11 protein-coding genes are annotated in these 17717 nt (G+C 41.3%); 7 read left to right on the forward strand and 4 right to left on the reverse strand.

What is annotated here, in order from left to right; all coding sequences use genetic code 11:
* The first annotated feature begins 22 nt into the window (after nucleotides 1-22).
* The 3 genes from Q4575_RS01965 to alr all read left to right on the forward strand — a co-directional run bounded on the left by Q4575_RS01965 (nucleotide 23) and on the right by alr (nucleotide 3604).
* A complete protein-coding gene (locus Q4575_RS01965) occupies nucleotides 23-967 on the forward strand; it encodes a DUF4097 family beta strand repeat-containing protein (protein ID WP_215963265.1) in 945 nt (314 codons plus the stop codon).
* A gap of 156 nt (nucleotides 968-1123) precedes the next feature.
* Nucleotides 1124-2524: a replicative DNA helicase gene (dnaB, locus tag Q4575_RS01970; RefSeq protein ID WP_215963266.1), complete on the forward strand. Its 1401-nt coding sequence runs from the start codon at nucleotides 1124-1126 to the stop codon at nucleotides 2522-2524.
* Between the two features lie 3 nt (nucleotides 2525-2527).
* Nucleotides 2528-3604 carry an alanine racemase gene (alr, locus tag Q4575_RS01975; RefSeq protein WP_303521172.1) on the forward strand — a complete coding sequence of 359 codons (1077 nt, stop codon included), beginning with the start codon at nucleotides 2528-2530 and terminating at the stop codon, nucleotides 3602-3604.
* Between the two features lie 70 nt (nucleotides 3605-3674).
* Here the strand turns inward: alr and Q4575_RS01980 are convergent, their stop codons facing one another.
* On the reverse strand, nucleotides 3675-4124 hold the full coding sequence (locus Q4575_RS01980; protein WP_303521173.1) for an Lrp/AsnC family transcriptional regulator: 450 nt from the start codon (nucleotides 4122-4124) through the stop codon (nucleotides 3675-3677).
* 140 nt (nucleotides 4125-4264) lie between these two features.
* Here Q4575_RS01980 and Q4575_RS01985 point away from each other — a divergent pair, with 140 nt between their 5' ends.
* On the forward strand, nucleotides 4265-4855 hold the full coding sequence (locus tag Q4575_RS01985; protein WP_215963269.1) for a LysE family translocator: 591 nt from the start codon (nucleotides 4265-4267) through the stop codon (nucleotides 4853-4855).
* A 60-nt stretch (nucleotides 4856-4915) separates the two neighbouring features.
* On the opposite strand, the gene Q4575_RS01990 is transcribed toward Q4575_RS01985, so the two are convergent.
* On the reverse strand, nucleotides 4916-5935 hold the full coding sequence (locus tag Q4575_RS01990; protein ID WP_215963270.1) for a LacI family DNA-binding transcriptional regulator: 1020 nt from the start codon (nucleotides 5933-5935) through the stop codon (nucleotides 4916-4918).
* 301 nt (nucleotides 5936-6236) lie between these two features.
* Here Q4575_RS01990 and Q4575_RS01995 point away from each other — a divergent pair, with 301 nt between their 5' ends.
* Both Q4575_RS01995 and Q4575_RS02000 read left to right on the forward strand, forming a co-directional pair.
* The gene (locus Q4575_RS01995; RefSeq protein WP_215963271.1) at nucleotides 6237-8987 is read left to right on the forward strand and encodes a TonB-dependent receptor; all 2751 of its coding nucleotides are present in this window, start codon (nucleotides 6237-6239) and stop codon (nucleotides 8985-8987) included.
* Between the two features lie 78 nt (nucleotides 8988-9065).
* Nucleotides 9066-10619, forward strand: coding sequence for a tryptophan halogenase family protein (locus tag Q4575_RS02000; RefSeq protein ID WP_303521174.1), 1554 nt, complete (start codon nucleotides 9066-9068; stop codon nucleotides 10617-10619).
* Nucleotides 10620-10702: 83 nt separating this feature from the next.
* Here the strand turns inward: Q4575_RS02000 and Q4575_RS02005 are convergent, their stop codons facing one another.
* Together Q4575_RS02005 and Q4575_RS02010 are read right to left on the reverse strand one after the other, a co-directional pair.
* Nucleotides 10703-12382, reverse strand: coding sequence for a CRTAC1 family protein (locus tag Q4575_RS02005; RefSeq protein WP_303521175.1), 1680 nt, complete (start codon nucleotides 12380-12382; stop codon nucleotides 10703-10705).
* The gene (locus Q4575_RS02010; RefSeq protein WP_303521176.1) at nucleotides 12383-14359 is read right to left on the reverse strand and encodes a vanadium-dependent haloperoxidase; all 1977 of its coding nucleotides are present in this window, start codon (nucleotides 14357-14359) and stop codon (nucleotides 12383-12385) included.
* Nucleotides 14360-14772: 413 nt separating this feature from the next.
* Between Q4575_RS02010 and Q4575_RS02015 the strand changes: the two genes are divergently transcribed.
* A complete protein-coding gene (locus Q4575_RS02015) occupies nucleotides 14773-17421 on the forward strand; it encodes a family 20 glycosylhydrolase (RefSeq protein ID WP_303521177.1) in 2649 nt (882 codons plus the stop codon).
* The last annotated feature ends 296 nt before the right edge of the window (nucleotides 17422-17717 follow it).

The raw sequence follows: 17717 nt of genomic DNA on the forward strand, positions 1-17717 counted from the left end.
GAAACGTTAACAAGGTATATTTATGAAAAACTTATTAGTCATAACCGCGCTGCTTGTTTTGTCCATCGGTCAGGTTGCCGCGGGTGAAAAAGTAGACAAGGTATTAACGACGACTGAAAACGGGAAAGTCTTAATTGATGTGCAATCAGGTAAAGTGACAATTAAAACGTGGGATAAAAACGAAGTTAAGGTTGTTGGTGAGCTGGATAAGGACGCAGAGGGTTATCAGTTTGAAAATAATGAAAATGGACGAGTTGTTTTTAAGGTTCATATGCCAAGCCAAAAATGGAACAACTGGAAAGAAGAAGGCTCAAAATTGGTGTTTTGGATACCCGTTAAAAACGGCGTTAAATTTGAAGGTGTCACTGTTGATGTCAAAGTGGCAAATGTATTAGGCGGCGCTCGGATAAACACAGTGAACGGTTATATTGATGCTTCAAAATTAGAAGGCCGAATTGCATTAGGCACAGTCAATGGCGATATCAAATCGGAAGGATTAAAGGGCAATATTAATTTGAATTCGGTTAATGGTGAAATTGACGATTCTGGTAGCGAAGGTGACTTGGAAATTGAAACCGTGAACGGCGATATTAATACCAACAGTAAAGTTAACGAGCTAAAAATCACCAATGTTAATGGTGATATGGACTTGGACTTAAAGTCCATCAAAGAAATTGAGATAAGTACCGTGAACGGTGACATCAATTTGCGAGCTGATCTTTCTAACATCAAAACGTTATTTATCACTTCAGTCGGTGGCGATACTGACCTTAAATTTGGTGGCGATATTTCTGCGGAATTTAGAATTGAAGCCCACTCTGGCGGTGATATTGAAAATAACTTAAGCGGAGATAAAGTAAGAAAAGACAAATATGGTCCGGGAGAGTCACTCCGTTTTACACTAGGTAGTGGTAAAGCTGAAGTTGAAATTAATACTGTAAACGGCGACATTCGCATCGGAAAATAGAGCAAGTTACACTTTTGAAGTTGTCCCATTAGGGGCGAAGTAACTCGCCCCATTTTTGATCTTAAATCACTAACATAAGTTGCTATCAAGCGTCTAAATCCCTAGAATAGTATGCCTAAATTACCCCTCGTAATGTCTCAACCAGCAGAGTATTAAATGGCGAAATCGTCTTATAAACCGACCAGAGAACAACAAGCTCAAGTGGACTCGTTAAAAGTCCCACCGCATTCTATTGAGGCCGAACAATCGGTTTTAGGTGGTTTGATGCTGGACAATAATGCGTGGGATAGAGTCGCAGAAAAAGTCGTAAAAGGTGATTTCTATTTAAAGCAACATAGAGATATTTTTGCAGCGATGGCCATGTTGATGATCCAGAATCATCCTATTGACTTAATCACGGTATCTGAAGCTTTAGAAAAAGATAAAAAACTTGAAGGCGTTGGTGGCTTTTCTTATTTAGGGGAAATTGCCAAAAATACACCGAGTGCAGCAAACATTGTAGCTTATGCTGCAATTGTTCGAGAAAGAGCGGTTGTCCGTGAACTTATCGGCACAGCCAATGAAATGGCCGACGCGTGTTATAACCCCGAAGGGCGGAGCAGTGAAGAACTATTGGACTTTGCTGAATCCCGGGTTTTCAAAATCGCCGAGCAGCGTGAAAATAAAAATGACGGACCTAAAGACCTACAATCAATATTAACTTCTACCGTTGATAAGATTGAAGAACTTATGCGTACCGACAACGACGGTATCACGGGCTTAACAAGTGGCTTCACCGATCTCGATAAAATGACCAGCGGTTTTCAACCATCTGATCTGATTATCGTGGCCGCTCGACCTTCAATGGGTAAAACCACGTTTGCTATGAATTTAGTTGAAACGGCAGCACTTACCTCAGATTACCCAGCACTTGTATTTAGCTTAGAGATGCCGTCTGACTCAATAATGATGAGAATGCTGGCGTCGCTAGGTCGAATCGATCAAACTAAAGTTCGTACCGGTAACTTAGACGATGACGATTGGGCTCGATTGGCTAGTACACTTGGTATTATGCAGGAAAAAGGTAAGCTTTATATTGATGACTCATCGGGATTAACGCCTACCGAGGTTCGTTCTAGAGCGCGTCGTATCGCCCGGGAACACGGTGGCCTATCCATGATAATGATCGATTACCTTCAGCTGATGCGATCCCCTGAATTTAAAGATAATCGAACCTTGGAAATTGCCGATATTTCTGCGTCATTAAAAGCTTTAGCAAAAGAATTGAACATTCCGGTTATTGCCCTAGCACAGCTTAACCGTGGATTGGAGCAACGAGCAGACAAACGCCCAATCAACTCAGACTTACGTGAGTCTGGCTCAATAGAGCAAGATGCTGACTTAATCATGTTTATTTATCGTGATGAAGTTTATCACGAAGACTCAGCGGACAAAGGTACGGCAGAGATTATTATTGGTAAACACCGTAATGGTCCAATTGGGCGAATTAGGTTAACAACTCAACTGCATTATTCTCGATTCGATAATTATGCTGGCAATGCTTTCATAGACGACTAAATCATGTATCAGCCAACAGTAGACATTAACTTGTCTGCGCTAAACCACAATTTAACGCAGATCAAAAAGCGGGTAAAACACGCTAACGTACTAGCTATGGTAAAAGCTGACGGTTATGGTCATGGCATTGTGCCGGTTGCCCAAAGTTTAGCCGCAGCGAATGCATTTGGTGTTGCGCGGGCGAGCGAAGCAAAAGAGTTGGTTGATGCCCAAATAAATAAACCTGTAGTGTTGGTTGAAGGGTGTTTTGATCTAGACGAATATCAATGGGCGTTGCAAAGTGGGGTACAAGTCGCTATCCATACTCCAGTGCAGCTAGAACAATTTTTAAGTTTAAAAACATCAAAGCGGATAACCGTTTGGTTAAAATTAGACACTGGTATGCATCGACTTGGATTTAGTCCAACACAATTTAAGACCGCTTTTCAACAATTAGAACAGTGCCAACATTGTGTCGATATTATCTCAATGACGCACTTTGCCTGCGCTGACGACTTAGAGAATCCACTAAACGAGATGCAGCTCAGCGAGTTTGAACAAACCTGTTCAGGACTTGAAGGACAGCAGTCAGTCGCAAATTCAGCATTGATCTTGTCTCGTCCTGATAAAATTAAAGACTGGGTTCGTCCCGGTATTGCGCTTTACGGCTCATCGCCTATTGAAGGCAGTCAATCTCAAGATTTTGACCTTCGCCCCGTAATGACATTCAAGGCTAATATCATTGCGATTAATGCTATTCCAAAGGGACATACCGTTGGATATGGTTGTGGTTGGACTGCAGATAAAGATAGCACGATAGCCGTGGTGGCCGTTGGATATGGAGATGGTTATCCACGACATGCTCAAAATGGCACACCAGTGTTAATCAATAACCAAAAAGCGCCTTTAGTTGGTCGCGTTTCCATGGACATGATTACTGTCGATATTAGTGAGTTAACCAATGTAAATATTGGTGATTCTGTCGTCTTGTGGGGGGAGGGATTACCAGCAGAAGAAATTGCCATCTGTGCGTCTACTATTAGCTATACCTTGTTTTGCGGTATCACTCGACGAGTAAAACGTAATTATATCAGCGCCTAAACTGGTTAAAATAGTGAATGTCAGTGTCACTGAAAAATGACGTTTTGACTCCGAATTAATCTTAAATCAGTTATTGTCTTTCATCTTTAGGAGAGTCCATTACCACATGTGTACTTATTGTTGCGACCTGTGGCAAATCCCCAAGTACGTCAGTGTGAAACGTCTTATAACTCACTAAATCTTGAGTTTCGACTCTCAGTAAATATTCAAAAGCCCCAGTGACATTATGGCACTCTAATACTTCGGTAGAGCCTGATATTGCCTGTTCAAAGGCTTGTTGTGCGTCTTTAGTGTGAGTCTTTAATCCAACGGTGACATAGGCTACAAAGCCAATCCCTAAACGCTGATTATTTAACACAGCTCGATATGACTGAATAACGCCGGACTGCTCCAACTCCTGAACTCGACGTAAACAGGCGGAAGGAGATAAACCCACTTTTTCTGCAAGTTGAATATTGGCGATCCGGCCGTCGGATTTTAACTCGCGCAATATTTGTTGGTTGTATCGGTCTAATTTCATGATTAATTGCAATTTATCTTTTATACAAACAATAAACGCAATTTAATTCGATTGGAAGCGCAGTAAACTACTAATTCAGAATCACTTGAACAGAACGAAGCTGAGCAAGTGAAAAACGTCCTAATTTAAATGGAGCTCAAATGGAAACGTTAATGACGTTGGCACTTTTTGCGTTTGTTTCGTCAATCACCCCAGGTCCCAACAACTTGATGTTATTAAGTTCAGGAGTGAACTTTGGCTGGCGCAGAACATTACCACATATGATAGGTGTCGCCAGTGGTTTTACTTTAATGGTGTTTTTGGTGGGGATTGGTGTAATTCAACTGTTTGACATGGTGCCGCAAAGCTATGTTGTTCTAAAATGGTTTTGTATTGTCTATTTGTCTTATCTTGCTGTAAAAATCGCGCGTTCTGGTAATGCTGTCGCGAGAGAAAGTGGTAGTGTTAAGCCAATGACCTTTATGCAAGCTGTCTTATTCCAATGGGTTAATCCAAAAGCCTGGACCATGGCGTTAAGTGCAATTAGTGTTTATGCGCCCGAACGAGACTTAATATCTGTAATCTGGGTGTCATTAATTTTTGCGGCCATTAATTTGCCGTCGATTACGGTTTGGGTCGTTGTTGGAGACCGACTTCAACAATTTTTGACTAGCGCTGTCAAATTGAAAGTGTTTAATTACTCGATGGCGACATTACTGATATTGTCTTTGTTCCCAGTCATTATGGAATAAGGCGTAGCGGGAGTTTTAATGTTAAAAAAGGCGTCTATCAGACGCCTTTTTTATGCGATGCTATTTAGGACTAAACGCCGTTGTTGAATCTCTAACCAGTAAAGTTGGATTAAACTCAATAACATCTTCAATAACTTGGTTTCGGATCTGCTTAAGTAACAATTCAGTTGCGGATTTTGCAATCAAGGATGTCGGCTGCTCTGCTGTTGTTAGCTTAGGCCAAGTTTGTCTAGAGAATGGACTGTTTTCGAATCCAACAATAGAAATTTGGTTCGGAATATCGATACCTTCTAATCGACACGCAAATAATGCACCGGCTGCGATTTCATCGTTACTTGCGAAGATGGCGGTTGGCATTTTTTTCAACGTGAGCAGTTGTTTAGCTCCATTTACACCTGATTCGAATGAGTATTCACCGTCGACAATAAAATTCGGTTTGACCGAGATCCCACGTTGTTTTAAGGCTTGTTGATAACCTTCTAAACGTTCATGACTCGACTTATGTTCAGGGTCACCACAAATAAACGCAATATCGTTATGTCCTAAATCAATTAAGTACTCAGTGATAGATAAACTTGCCGCTCGGTCATTAACATAAACGCATTGGTTTGCTTGCTCTAATGAGCCTTTTCCTGAAATGACTCGAACAAACTTCACGCCTTTTTTTTGAAGTTCGAAAATTAGCTTTTGATTTTCTGAAAGAGGAGGCGTCAATACCAAACCATCAAGGTTTGAGCGTGCTACTAAGCGTAAAATCTCTTGAATTATATTAGGTGCGTGGGCGTCACAGGGGTGGATCAGCAATTCAAAGTTTTGTTCACGACAAACATCCAAAATACCATTTTGCATATCGATTATGTAATACGCATTAGGGTTGTCGTATATAAAGCCTATCTCAAACGATTGAGTGCTAGCTAAGCTACGGGCCGCTTGACTCGGACGGTAGTTTAACTCTGCCATTGCTGCTTGTACTTTGTCTTTAGTGGCCTGGCGGACACCTTGTTCGTTATTAATGACACGCGAAACAGTCTTGATTGACACGCTTGCTTTTTCCGCAACTTCGCTAATAGTTATTTTCATTAAGTGATTCCTCTGATTGCAAGCTAAGACTAGCACAGTGGAGTCTGACAACGATAGCCAATTTTGATGTTTTATTGTTCATTTATTTGGTTTTTGATTGAAAGTGTAAATATTTTATAAAACTTAAATGATAATAAATACAAACAGATGTGGTTTTTTGTGGTAAAAAAATGAACTATTTTTTGTAAATACGATTGCCTTTTAAATAATCTTGTATTAGTTTAATGACAACGCTGTCATTTTAAATAAAAGTTAGTGTACTAAAAAAACAACAACAATATTGATGAGCTTGGGAGCCATTATGAAAAATTCTCGTCTTAAACTATCCGCATTAGCGTTGGCAATCGCTAGTTCACTTACTGCTACAGCAGTTACAGCCGCAGAAGCTGATGAACAAGTAAAAGCTGACGACGATGTTGAAGTTATTCAAATACGTGGTATTCGTGCCAGTACTAAGAAAAACTTAAATCAAAAACGTTTTGCAATGGCAATTGTAGATACAATCACACCGGAAGATATCGGTAAATTCCCTGATAAAAACGTTGCAGATACGTTATCTCGAATTCCTGGTGTAACGATTAGCCGTGACTTTGGTGAAGGCGAAGGCGTAACAATTCGTGGTTTTACCCCTAATCAAAACGTAACATTATTGAATGGTCAAGGTGTTGGTACTGCTCAGTGGTTTGTACTAAACAATACTGGCCGTAACTTCAACTTTGAAATGTTAGCATCAGAAATGGTTGGTGGCCTTGAAGTTTACAAATCGCCACAAGCCGATATCGAAGAAGGTGCGCTTGGTGGTACGGTAATCGTTAATACTCGCAAACCATTAGAAATGGAGTCAGGCACAATCGCTGGTTCTGTCGATATGCAGTACTCTGAACTTCCTGACGAATGGGATCCAAGTGCTTCAATCGTAACCGCTTGGTTAAATGAAGACGAAACATTTGGTATTAACGTTTCAGCGGCAATACAAAACAGAACAGTAGAACGTCATTCTCAAGAGTCTGATTTTGGTTGGTTTGGCCCTGGTATTGCGAGAATCGCGGTTACACCACCTAAAAATGACACGCCACAAGAACAAGGCTCAACTCCTTGGGGTGTAGGTTCTGCGGTATTTAAACAAGACCGCGAACGTGTAAACTTTGATATGACGGCTCAATGGATGCTTTCCGATCAACTTGATGTAAGTGTTCATTACTTATTTTCTGAAATGGAAGCGTCAAACGTAAACTCAAATATGATTGGTATTCCTTTCCGTGGTATCGCTGTAGGTGATGATTATGCTCGCGAAGGTACAACATCTGGTGGTTATTTAACGCATCTTGAATATTACGGCGATCCGGCTCAAGGTGGATGGGTACCTCAGTTCTTAGCTTACGATAATATCTATCGTGATGGTTCAAAAATGGGTACTCAGGTACTTGATTTTGAAGTGAACTACGAAGCTGATTTTGGTCAAGTGCATTTCCAAGCCGGTACAACAACGGGTAAAGGCGATATTTATGACTTCTTTACTGAATTCTGGGCAGATCCACTAGATTCTCGCGCTGGTATTATCTTTGATAATCCAAATCCTTCATCACATGGTCCTGCGATTGACTTCGAACGGGCAAACCCTTGGATGTCTAACCCAACAGACCAAATGTACTTAGGTGGTATTTTCAACCAGTACAATGAAGTTACCGACTCAGAAAATTACGCACAAGTTGACGTAACGATGGATCTAGAATTAGGTCTAATCAATCAAGTTAAATTTGGCGGTAAAATTAAAGACCGTAGTTTTGAACAAGAGCGTCATCAAGACAACTTGTCTAACCTTGCTGGTTGGGGTGCAGGTAGTTTAGGCCCTGTGTCTGATTTTTGGTCAGGAGACCTACTTAACATTGAACATGCGGGTAACTCGTTACAAAGCCAGACGTATTTTGATCCAGACCGCTCTAAAATGTTTGACGCTTTGTATGCTCAACCTGCTTGTACATCTGCGTTAGTTGATGCAGGTACAACATGTTTGAATCGCGATCAATTCCAACCGTTAGCTTCGTTTAACATTGAAGAAACAATCACTTCATTGTACGCCATGGCAAACTTTGAAGGTGATAATTTCCGTGGTAACTTCGGTGTTCGTTATGTTAGCACTGATGCGACTTCAAACGGTTATGACGCGTCAGCAACAGCTGTTGCCATAGATAATAGTTACAGCAACTTATTACCAAGTGTTAATGTTACTTATACTTTGTCTGACGATTTATTGTTACGTGCTGCGGCATCTAAAACAATATCTCGACCTTCGCCTTTCTCTATGGCACCTGCATTTAACTTAACGCCTGAAACAGGTCGTGGTGATGCTGGTAACCCAGATTTAAAACCGACTAAAGCGACGTCGTATGACTTAGGTATGGAATATTACTTCACTGAATCATCGTTGTTGGCTGCAACGTATTTCTATAAAGATATTACTGACTTCCAATTCAACAATGTCATCCAAAAAGAAATCAACGGTGTTCAATACAACCAATTGAATAGCCCAGATAACGGTGACAGCTCTAGTTATTCAGGTTTTGAACTACAAGTCCAACATATTTTCGATAATGGGTTTGGTGGTTTTGCTAACTATACGTTTGTTGACGCATCGGAAGGTAAATATACATCTGCTGAAGTCGACGGTGATGGTAACGTAACTATGGTTGATGGTAGCGTTCAGTTCCCAGACGTTTCTGAAAATGCATATAACTTAGGTGTGTTCTACGAAACGGATACATATAGCGCACGTTTGAACTACAACTACCGTAGTGAGTATTTCACAACGCAAACTGAATTTGGTCCAACATTCCGTGACGCAACTAGTCAAATGGATGCGCAAATCAGCTATGACGTTTCAGAAAACATCACAGTTAAATTTGAAGTGGTTAATTTGACGGACGAGTCATTTAACAACTACTTAATTAATGACGGTGATGTGGCTGGCTATCAGTACACAGGTACAAAAGTTGTATCGACTGAAAGCCAAAATGGTCGTCGCTTCTACGTTGGTGCAAACTTCAAATTTTAATTTGAATTAATACCAACTCCAACATAGCATTAAAGGCCAATCACTTGATTGGCCTTTTCATTTTTATGAGGTAGTACCTTGGATCCTAAATCTATTTTAATTTGTGGTGGTGGCACGGCGGGCTGGATGGCGGCAAATATGTTTCAGCATCGTTGGCCAAAAACACATATAACCTTAATAGAATCAGATAATGTCGGGATCATTGGCGTTGGCGAGGGTTCGACACCTTATTTAAAACACTTTTTCGCCCAACTTGGCATTAAAGACAGTGATTGGATGCCTCAATGTAATGCGACTTATAAGGTTGGAATAAGTTTTCCAAACTGGTCCACACGCAAAGGGCATGAACAATATTTTCATCCATTTTTTTCAGAGCTGGACATTGAGCCTGGCGAACCATTTTTTCATAACGCTAAATTGCAAAGATCAGGTGTAGAGGCGAATGCCCACCCAGATCATTATTTTGTCACAGCCCAAATGGCACGTGATTGTTCTGCGCCAATCTCTAATAAATACCCCGACCTAAATATTGATTATGGTTACCATTTTGACTCTGGATTATTGGGCGAATATCTAAAAAAACGCGCCATTGGTCTTGGGTTAACACATATCGTAGCCGATATTGAAAACGTCAATGTAGATGATAATTTGTATATCAATTCTGTTCAGTCTAATGCGGGAAGTCATACTGCTGAGGTCTATGTCGACTGCACAGGGTTCCGAAGTTTATTAATGCAACAGGCATTGGCAGAACCTTTTATATCCTATGAAGACAACCTGTTTAATGATTCTGCAATTGCCATAGCGACAGATTTGAACCTCGATGAGCCTATCACACCCCAGACTCGCTCAAGCGCGCTGACATGTGGTTGGGCGTGGCAAATACCGTTGACCAATCGTTATGGTAACGGTTATGTTTATAGCTCCAAATACATTTCAGACGACGATGCAGAACAAGAACTTCGAGCACACTTAGGCATTGAAGATAAACCCGAGATAAAAGCTCGCCGCCTAAAAATGAAAATTGGCCGAATAGAACATCATTGGAAAGGCAATTGTCTGGCAGTGGGATTGTCTCAAGGCTTTATCGAACCGCTTGAGGCTACTGCACTGATGTTAGTGCAATACACCATAGATAATTTTATCGAACATTATGTGCATATTGAACATAACTCCCCTAACAAACAACGTAATCATTTAGCCGCGCAAGAGAGCTTTAACAGCAATGTTAATAAAATGATGGAAGGTATTCGAGATTACATTGTGACTCACTACGTAACAAATACTCGTGACGACTCTGCGTACTGGGCAGATTGCCGTAATGCATTGAAATCCAAGCGATTAGAACGACTGTTGAAGGTGTGGGATGACAATGGTGACTTCGAGTCAGTTTTAAACGAGTTAGATGATGGTCTCGTTTATCTAAGACCATCTTGGTATGTTTTACTTATGGGGGTGGGTCGATTTACAACTAAATTAGAGCAAGTTGCGCCTGCAGCGAAACCCGTATTGGACTATAAAAATTCCCGTGGTTATTGTGAGCAATTAGTGGCAGATGTTTTTCCGCAACACAACCAGTATTTACAATCCATATATGGCGACAAGTGGCCAGATAAAATGTCATTAATCTAATGACGTTTTTCAGTTAGGGGCTTAAGCCCCTACCATCCAGATTCTAGTGCCTATTACCTATTACCTATTACGTAGCACCTAGATTACTGATTAGTTATAACAAGAACTTGTCCGAGGTTAACGCCTTTTTGCTGGGTTATAGAGCCGTCAGGCCAAGTAACGTCGATAATAACTTGGCCATTGTATTGACCAAAACCAAAGTGCAGTTCGTTGGCGTTTTGTGACACAAAATTATTGTCCAGTCTGACTTCTTTAGTTTGAACTAGGTTGTCAGTCGTAGTTACTTGAACCCGAGCACCAATCGCTGCGGTATTAGGGTTTTTACCCTTTAATCTAATTTTAAGATAACTATGACCTGTGGTCAGTTGATTTTTGTAGTACTTTGCCGGGCCTTGATTATTGGATATGACAATGTCGATATCTCCGTCGTTATCCATGTCGTTACAGCTTAATCCTCGCCCTTGATTTGTGTCATTAACACCAGAAACTGCTGCGATATCGCTAAACGTATTATCACCATTATTGATAAACAGTCGTGATTCATCTTGTTGAAACATTGAAAATAACTGTCCATTTTGACCCCAACCATTTACATGATAAATATCGGGCAAACCATCGTTATTAAAGTCAGCAATACACGCACCCCAACCCCAGCCGCCGTCAGCAACTTTTCTACTTGCCGACGCATTGGCAAAGTTACCTGTACCGTCGTTTAAATATAAGGTATTGCCGCGGTAACCTGCAGTTGGGTTTTTGTCCTCGCCGTCGTATTCCCGTTCAGCAATACTCGTGACATACCAGTCCATGTCGCCGTCATTATCGATATCGGCAATTGCTGAACCCATTCCAAACTGGTCGATTAACGCGTCACTAATAATTTGATTAAATGTGCCGTTGTCATTGCGAAACAGTTTGGTTAAGCCGTAATCTGAGACCAGTAGTAGGTCAAAATCACCGTCATTGTCGATGTCGGACAAACTTGGCACAAATGAAGAATCTTCTTCGCCATCAGGATTAGACTCAGTATCAAATTGGTTAAAATAGGCGTCGTTAAGTCCCATAGAATTACTGATATCAACAAACTTAATGTCGCCGACATTAGAGTCGTTACGCCAAATTAACTCTAGACTGTCACCGTCATCGATATCGTGTCCCCAGTGACTCATAAATAAGTCTAAATCACCGTCAAAATCGATATCGCCCGCTGTTACTGAAACCGTGTTGGGCGCAGTTAATATCAATCCGGTTTCAGTCGTAACATCTTTAAACTGACCATTGCCGATGTTTTGAAATACAAATATAGGGTCGTAATCAACTGAACCGATAAATAGGTCGAGCAAGCCGTCACCGTCAAAATCAGCAAACACGGGGCCACTGCCTTTGACACCTTCAATGGCGACACCTGCGGTTTCAGCCACATCGACAAAACTGCCATTGCCTTGATTTTGATAAAGTTTGTTGGTGCCTGATTCACCGGCAATTAAGTAAAAATCTAAGTCGCCGTCATTATCATAGTCTTCCGTTGCGACCCCTGCAGCAAACATTGAGGGCATCGTTGGATTAGAACCAAATCGATTAGCATGAAATAGTGAAATCCCCGTCGTTGATGTGGCATCAGAAAAGGAAAGTACAACAGTTTGTTGTTTGTCTTCTTCAACAACTGGCTTGTTATTTGTAGATGAAGAATCACTTCCACCACAGCCAGATAAGGCAAGTATTGTAAAAATGATTATAGGACTAAACAGTAACTGGTTTTTCATCATTTAGTTTCCGTTAAACATCGATTGCACTTTATTGAATGCCTCAGGACCAATTTTCATACCCATTCTACGGCCAGGTAAATCATCTGCTGGTGGATGAATTCCACCCCAAATGCGAGATAAACTGCACTGATCCGAAGCATCTTGATAAGTTGCCCATTGAAGAGTCATGTCTGCACTTGGGCCTTGTTCAAACACTAAAAAGTCATTAGCCTTAATTTTGAATTCGCTCATCCCGCCCGGGAAATATTCACTTCCCGTGACTAAGGTCATTAACTCTGCTGCTGCTCTTGAAAATGTTGAATGGCCTGACACATAACCGGCAAATGGTGGTGTAACAAATGATGGACGTTGATATGACCACCAGTGTTCCGCCAATATCCATTGCGCACCAGCTTGATCGGTTGCCGGCGATTCAATATAAGCCGGTCCGCGCCATGCATACAATTTGATTTTACCAATGTGTTCGTTGTTGTCGCCTGCAAGTGGATCACCAGCATTTACCAATTCAATGTGATTAGGTACTAAAGGTAGTCCATTTTTGTGATAAGAAGGTAGCAAAGGGTCGGTACTTTGGCCTAAGTCGGCCATTGCTCTAATTGCTGACACTGGACGAATATAGTCATACCAGCCTTTTACACCCCAAGCAGTAACAGCAGCGTCGTGCATGGTTCCACCCATTGCAAAGTAGGTCTTTATATCCCACTCCAAATTACCCAAAATGTCGCCTTCTCCAGCCCAGCGCTTTTCCATAAGTGGGTGGTCACTTACTGAGTTTAGAATGACAAACCAATGACCCGGAGGGGTTTCAGATTTTGGCCCGTCCGCCCAAAACTCTGCCAATACTCGTGCGTAATCGCCTCTTGGTACAAGTTGTTCTTCATATTCCTTGCCAGTTGCTGGGTTAATGGAATAACCCTGACTTGCGTCACCTCCATCAACCAATGAGTAAAATTGGTCAAAGTCTTCAAAATTTTCTGGAAATGAGTTTATGTTCCCTAAGCTACGCGGAGAAATATCCCACATAACATCATCACTTTGATCTAAATGTCCTGACCAAATCGCAACTAGAGCAAAGCCCCATTTGTACTCGTCGGATAATTCGTTATCAATTAGTGGCGGTGAACCCGGGTCGTGGAATACTTGGTAATCAAATCCGTCTCGCTGGAAAACTTGCTTGTCGTTTTCAGATAATGAAAATGGCACGACTTGCCCCCATTCAGCGCCTAAAAAATCTGGAATGTCGGTGACTAAATTCCCCGATTGGTCGATAAAATTCTCCAATGCAATTCGTTGCCAACGATTTAAGTCTGTAATGTCCGGGTTACCAGCGAGTTCGTAATTTAATTTTATGTCGGCATTGACTGGTTTGTAGACAGTGTTTGCGTAGTCATTTTGTTCGTTAGAGCCGTCAGTTAAACCAAACTCGATATAGCAATTTGCAATGTAATTACCAAGCGCAGCCGCTGGGTCTGTGGCATTTTGATAATCGATGGATGTAAATGTTGAATCAAAACCGAGCTCAACCATAAGTTCCTCAGCTTGATGTAGAGTAAAACCAGCACCAGGGGACGTCGCAAAACGATGCTTCAACAGGCTAAATGTGGCGTAACTTATGGTTTTTTCTTGAGCCGGTAAGGTATCGACTGGCACATCAAAATCGGTTTTATTGCAGTTATAGCCATTGAGTGATTGGCCAAAAAGCAGTGGTGTCTCAGTTTTTCTGTATGCGGTCCAACTGTCATACATCGCTGATGAAATGTGAAATAGGTTTCTGGCATGAACCGTTGGGCGGGCATAATCGTTGCGAATGGCATCGAGCACGACTTCATTCCATAATCTAGCAACAGAATGGCCGTCACGTTCAGCAGTCAGTTCAACTTCCTGGATGACTTTAGGATCATCACTGTTGGTACATGCTGTAATAACATAAGCGAGAATTAACGTGGTTATTAGCTTAAGGCTATATTTGTTTTTCATACTACTATACCCAAAATGTATTTATTCAGAGACGCTAATCGCCTCAGGTATACAACGCGGAGTTAATATAAAAGCCGTAGCTTGACTTTCTTTACTAACTTATCCATCAAACAGAGAATGCGTTGCGACAATAGACAGCGTTGTCATTGGTGGTTCATAAATTACGCTTGTTTGACAAAATATCAACCAGTTTTTGATGGTTTTGTTCTCTCTCTTGCTTGGTGTTATGTGTTTGTGACTGAATTTAAACAATTTATTATGAATTTGATATTAGCTAAATAAATATTAATGACAGCGTTGTCTATATTTGGTATGTTCAATTTTAATGCGATGATATTTGCAGCGTTAGCTGCGACATTTTGCGAATTCAGGGTCAGTGTTTCGCAAAGCTGAACGACTTTTACTGGGTATTTATGATGAAAAACGTTTTACATTCTGCGATTATTTTAATAGCAACCTTAGCAGGTGCGACTGGCTGTGATTCTAATTCAATGTCCGCTTCGTCCGGAGCATCAGTTGGTTCTGAGCCCATTAGTGCAAAAAAGTTTGCTGCAATTTTGGATGTGAAAACTCGAGTCATTACAAATCGTTCTACAGATGAGTGTGATAAAACCAAAGTAGATGGCCTATGTTATCAAGCCGAGCTTGTATTGACCTCTCCGGAATCGTTTATTGAACGTAACTGGCAAATTAAATTCAGTAATATGTCACCTGTCCAACAAGACTCCAGCGAGTTGTTTGACATTGTTCATATTAACGGTGATCTCCACAAACTAGTCCCAACCGAAAAGTTTTCTGGCTTTAAAGCTGGTGAAGTTTACGTTATTCCGTTTCAAGCTGGCTTTTGGGCATTATCTCAAACGGACCGTATGCCGAATTACTATTTGGTTGATAGCACGGATAATGCCTTTCTCATCGAGAGTACGGTTCCTAAAGTTGATGTGGAAACTGGATTGGAAATACTGCCCCACGTTGTGCCTTTAAGTTTGGACGATAAACATTTTAAGCGTACACCAGCCGATAATACGTCACCTGCGACTGCTGAATGGCTGTTTCAAGAAAATAACCAGTTTTATGAAAACGTTGATGTGACGTATTCAATTTTACCAACCCCTAAATCTATTAAAGCCCCGCGTATGGCAGGTAACCTCGATCTCACACGTGGCATTGCGATCGAGGTTAATGGAATTGAACTCAGTGGTATCGAAGCGGCAATTGAGCGACTGGCTTATTTGGGTGTTGAGCAAGCCGAAGACGGGCTTAAAGTTGTTCTAACAAAAGCCGCAGGCTTATCTCTAGAGGGATACCAATTGGCAACAACGCGAAGTGGAATTGAAATAGTTGCTTCTACAGAAGTTGGTGCATTCTACGGCTTGCAATCTATTGCGAGTTTACTCGACCCAAATTCCCTGACGGTGCCATTTATTGTGATTGAAGATGAGCCTAGATTTGAGTTCCGGGGGATGCATATCGATGTTTCTCGAAACTTTAAATCAAAAGAATTTATTCTTTCGGTGTTAGATCAGATGGCCGCGTATAAATTGAATAAATTTCATTTTCATTTGGCGGACGACGAAGGTTGGCGAGTCGCTATCCCTGGATTACCGGAGCTTACCGATGTTGGCGCATTTCGTTGTCATGAAGCAACGGAGAAAAATTGTTTGTTGCCTCAATTAGGAGTAGGGCCAAATCGTGATTCGAAGATGAATGGATATTATAGCTTTGAAGACTATAAAGAAATACTGGCTTATGCGGCTAAACGACATATTCAAGTCATTCCATCAATGGACATGCCAGGCCATTCTCGAGCTGCAATAAAGTCAATGGCAGTGCGTTATTCAAACCTTGCTAAACAGGGCAAGTTAGAGCAAGCAAAACAGTATTTGTTACATGACATAGAAGATACAACTCAGTATGAGTCAATCCAATTTTATAACGACAATACGCTTAATGCGTGCATGGATTCGTCGTATGACTTTATTGGAAAAGTAGTTGATGAACTGCAAATTATGCACGCTGAAGCAGGTAATCCATTAACTAAATACCATATTGGTGCTGACGAAACTGCCGGAGCTTGGGTAGAGTCAAGTGCGTGTGAAGCCTTACTAAAAAACAATGTGATGGGCATTTCCGAAGCAGAAGATATCGCAGCTTATTTTGTCGAGCGAGTCTCTCAACTGTTGGCTAAGCGTAATATTGAAGCGGCGGGCTGGAACGATGGTATGGGTCATACCAACGCAAGGCGAATGCCAGAAGTGGTGCAATCAAACGCGTGGACACCATTATTTTGGGGCGGACATAGTGCGGCGCATGAACAGGCTAATCGTGGATGGCAACTCGTTGTGTCATCGCCAGATGCTCTTTATTTCGATTTCCCATATGAAGCAGATGCCAATGAACGTGGTTATTACTGGGCTGCGCGTCGCCTCAATTCCCGAAAAGTGTTTAGCATGATGCCAGAAAACTTACCCGCTCATGCCGAGTATTGGTTGGATAGAGAAGAAAACCCCTATGTCGCAGACGATACAAAAAAACTGAACGATGATGGCACGATAAAACAGCAGCCAATGGGCAAAGAATTTAAATTTTACGGTATGCAGGGGCAGTTGTGGTCGGAGACCGTACGTACCGACAACCAGGCGTCTTACATGATATTTCCACGGCTATATGCACTTGCGGAACGAGCATGGCATAAAGCCAATTGGGAACTTGATTACAATTATCAAGGTGCGGTATACGGACCTGATACAAATCACTTTACCAAAGATAAGCGACTTTCCCAGGGTAAAGACTGGATCAGGTTTTCAAACCACATCGGCAAAAAAACGCTTAGTAAAGCTGACAGCGTTGGACTTTTTTATCGATTGCCAACGCCAGGTGCTGTAATTCAGGATGGTCAATTGCTTGTAAATACTATGTATTTTGGCTTACCGGTCGAATATAGGACGGAACAAAGTGACTGGCAGTTATATTCTGGTCCTACCGTTGTTAGCGGGTTAGTAGAAGTTAGAACAACAACACTAGATGGTAGCCGAAAAGGCCGATCAATAGCCGTTCGTTAGAACATTAGAGCTAGGTAAATGCAGTGACTTATTGCACTGCATTTACCTATAAAGCCTATTTTATTTGCGTTCTATGCGTATCGTCGGGTTGTGTTTAGTTTTGCTTTGAACCAAAAAAATCGAATAAAATGGTGTTCAAAATTGTCTCATTTCCAGTTTTATACTGTTTGATATTTCTTAATTATTTTAAATGAAAGACTAATGCACTTAGCTGTGAATGGTTTTGTCACCTAATTTCTGCACTCATTTCAGACTCAAATATCCAAGTTTTCCATATTTCCATCTATTTAATTAGG

The organism is Psychrosphaera sp. 1_MG-2023 (assembly GCF_030548245.1).
GTDB classification, from domain to species: domain Bacteria; phylum Pseudomonadota; class Gammaproteobacteria; order Enterobacterales; family Alteromonadaceae; genus Psychrosphaera; species Psychrosphaera algicola.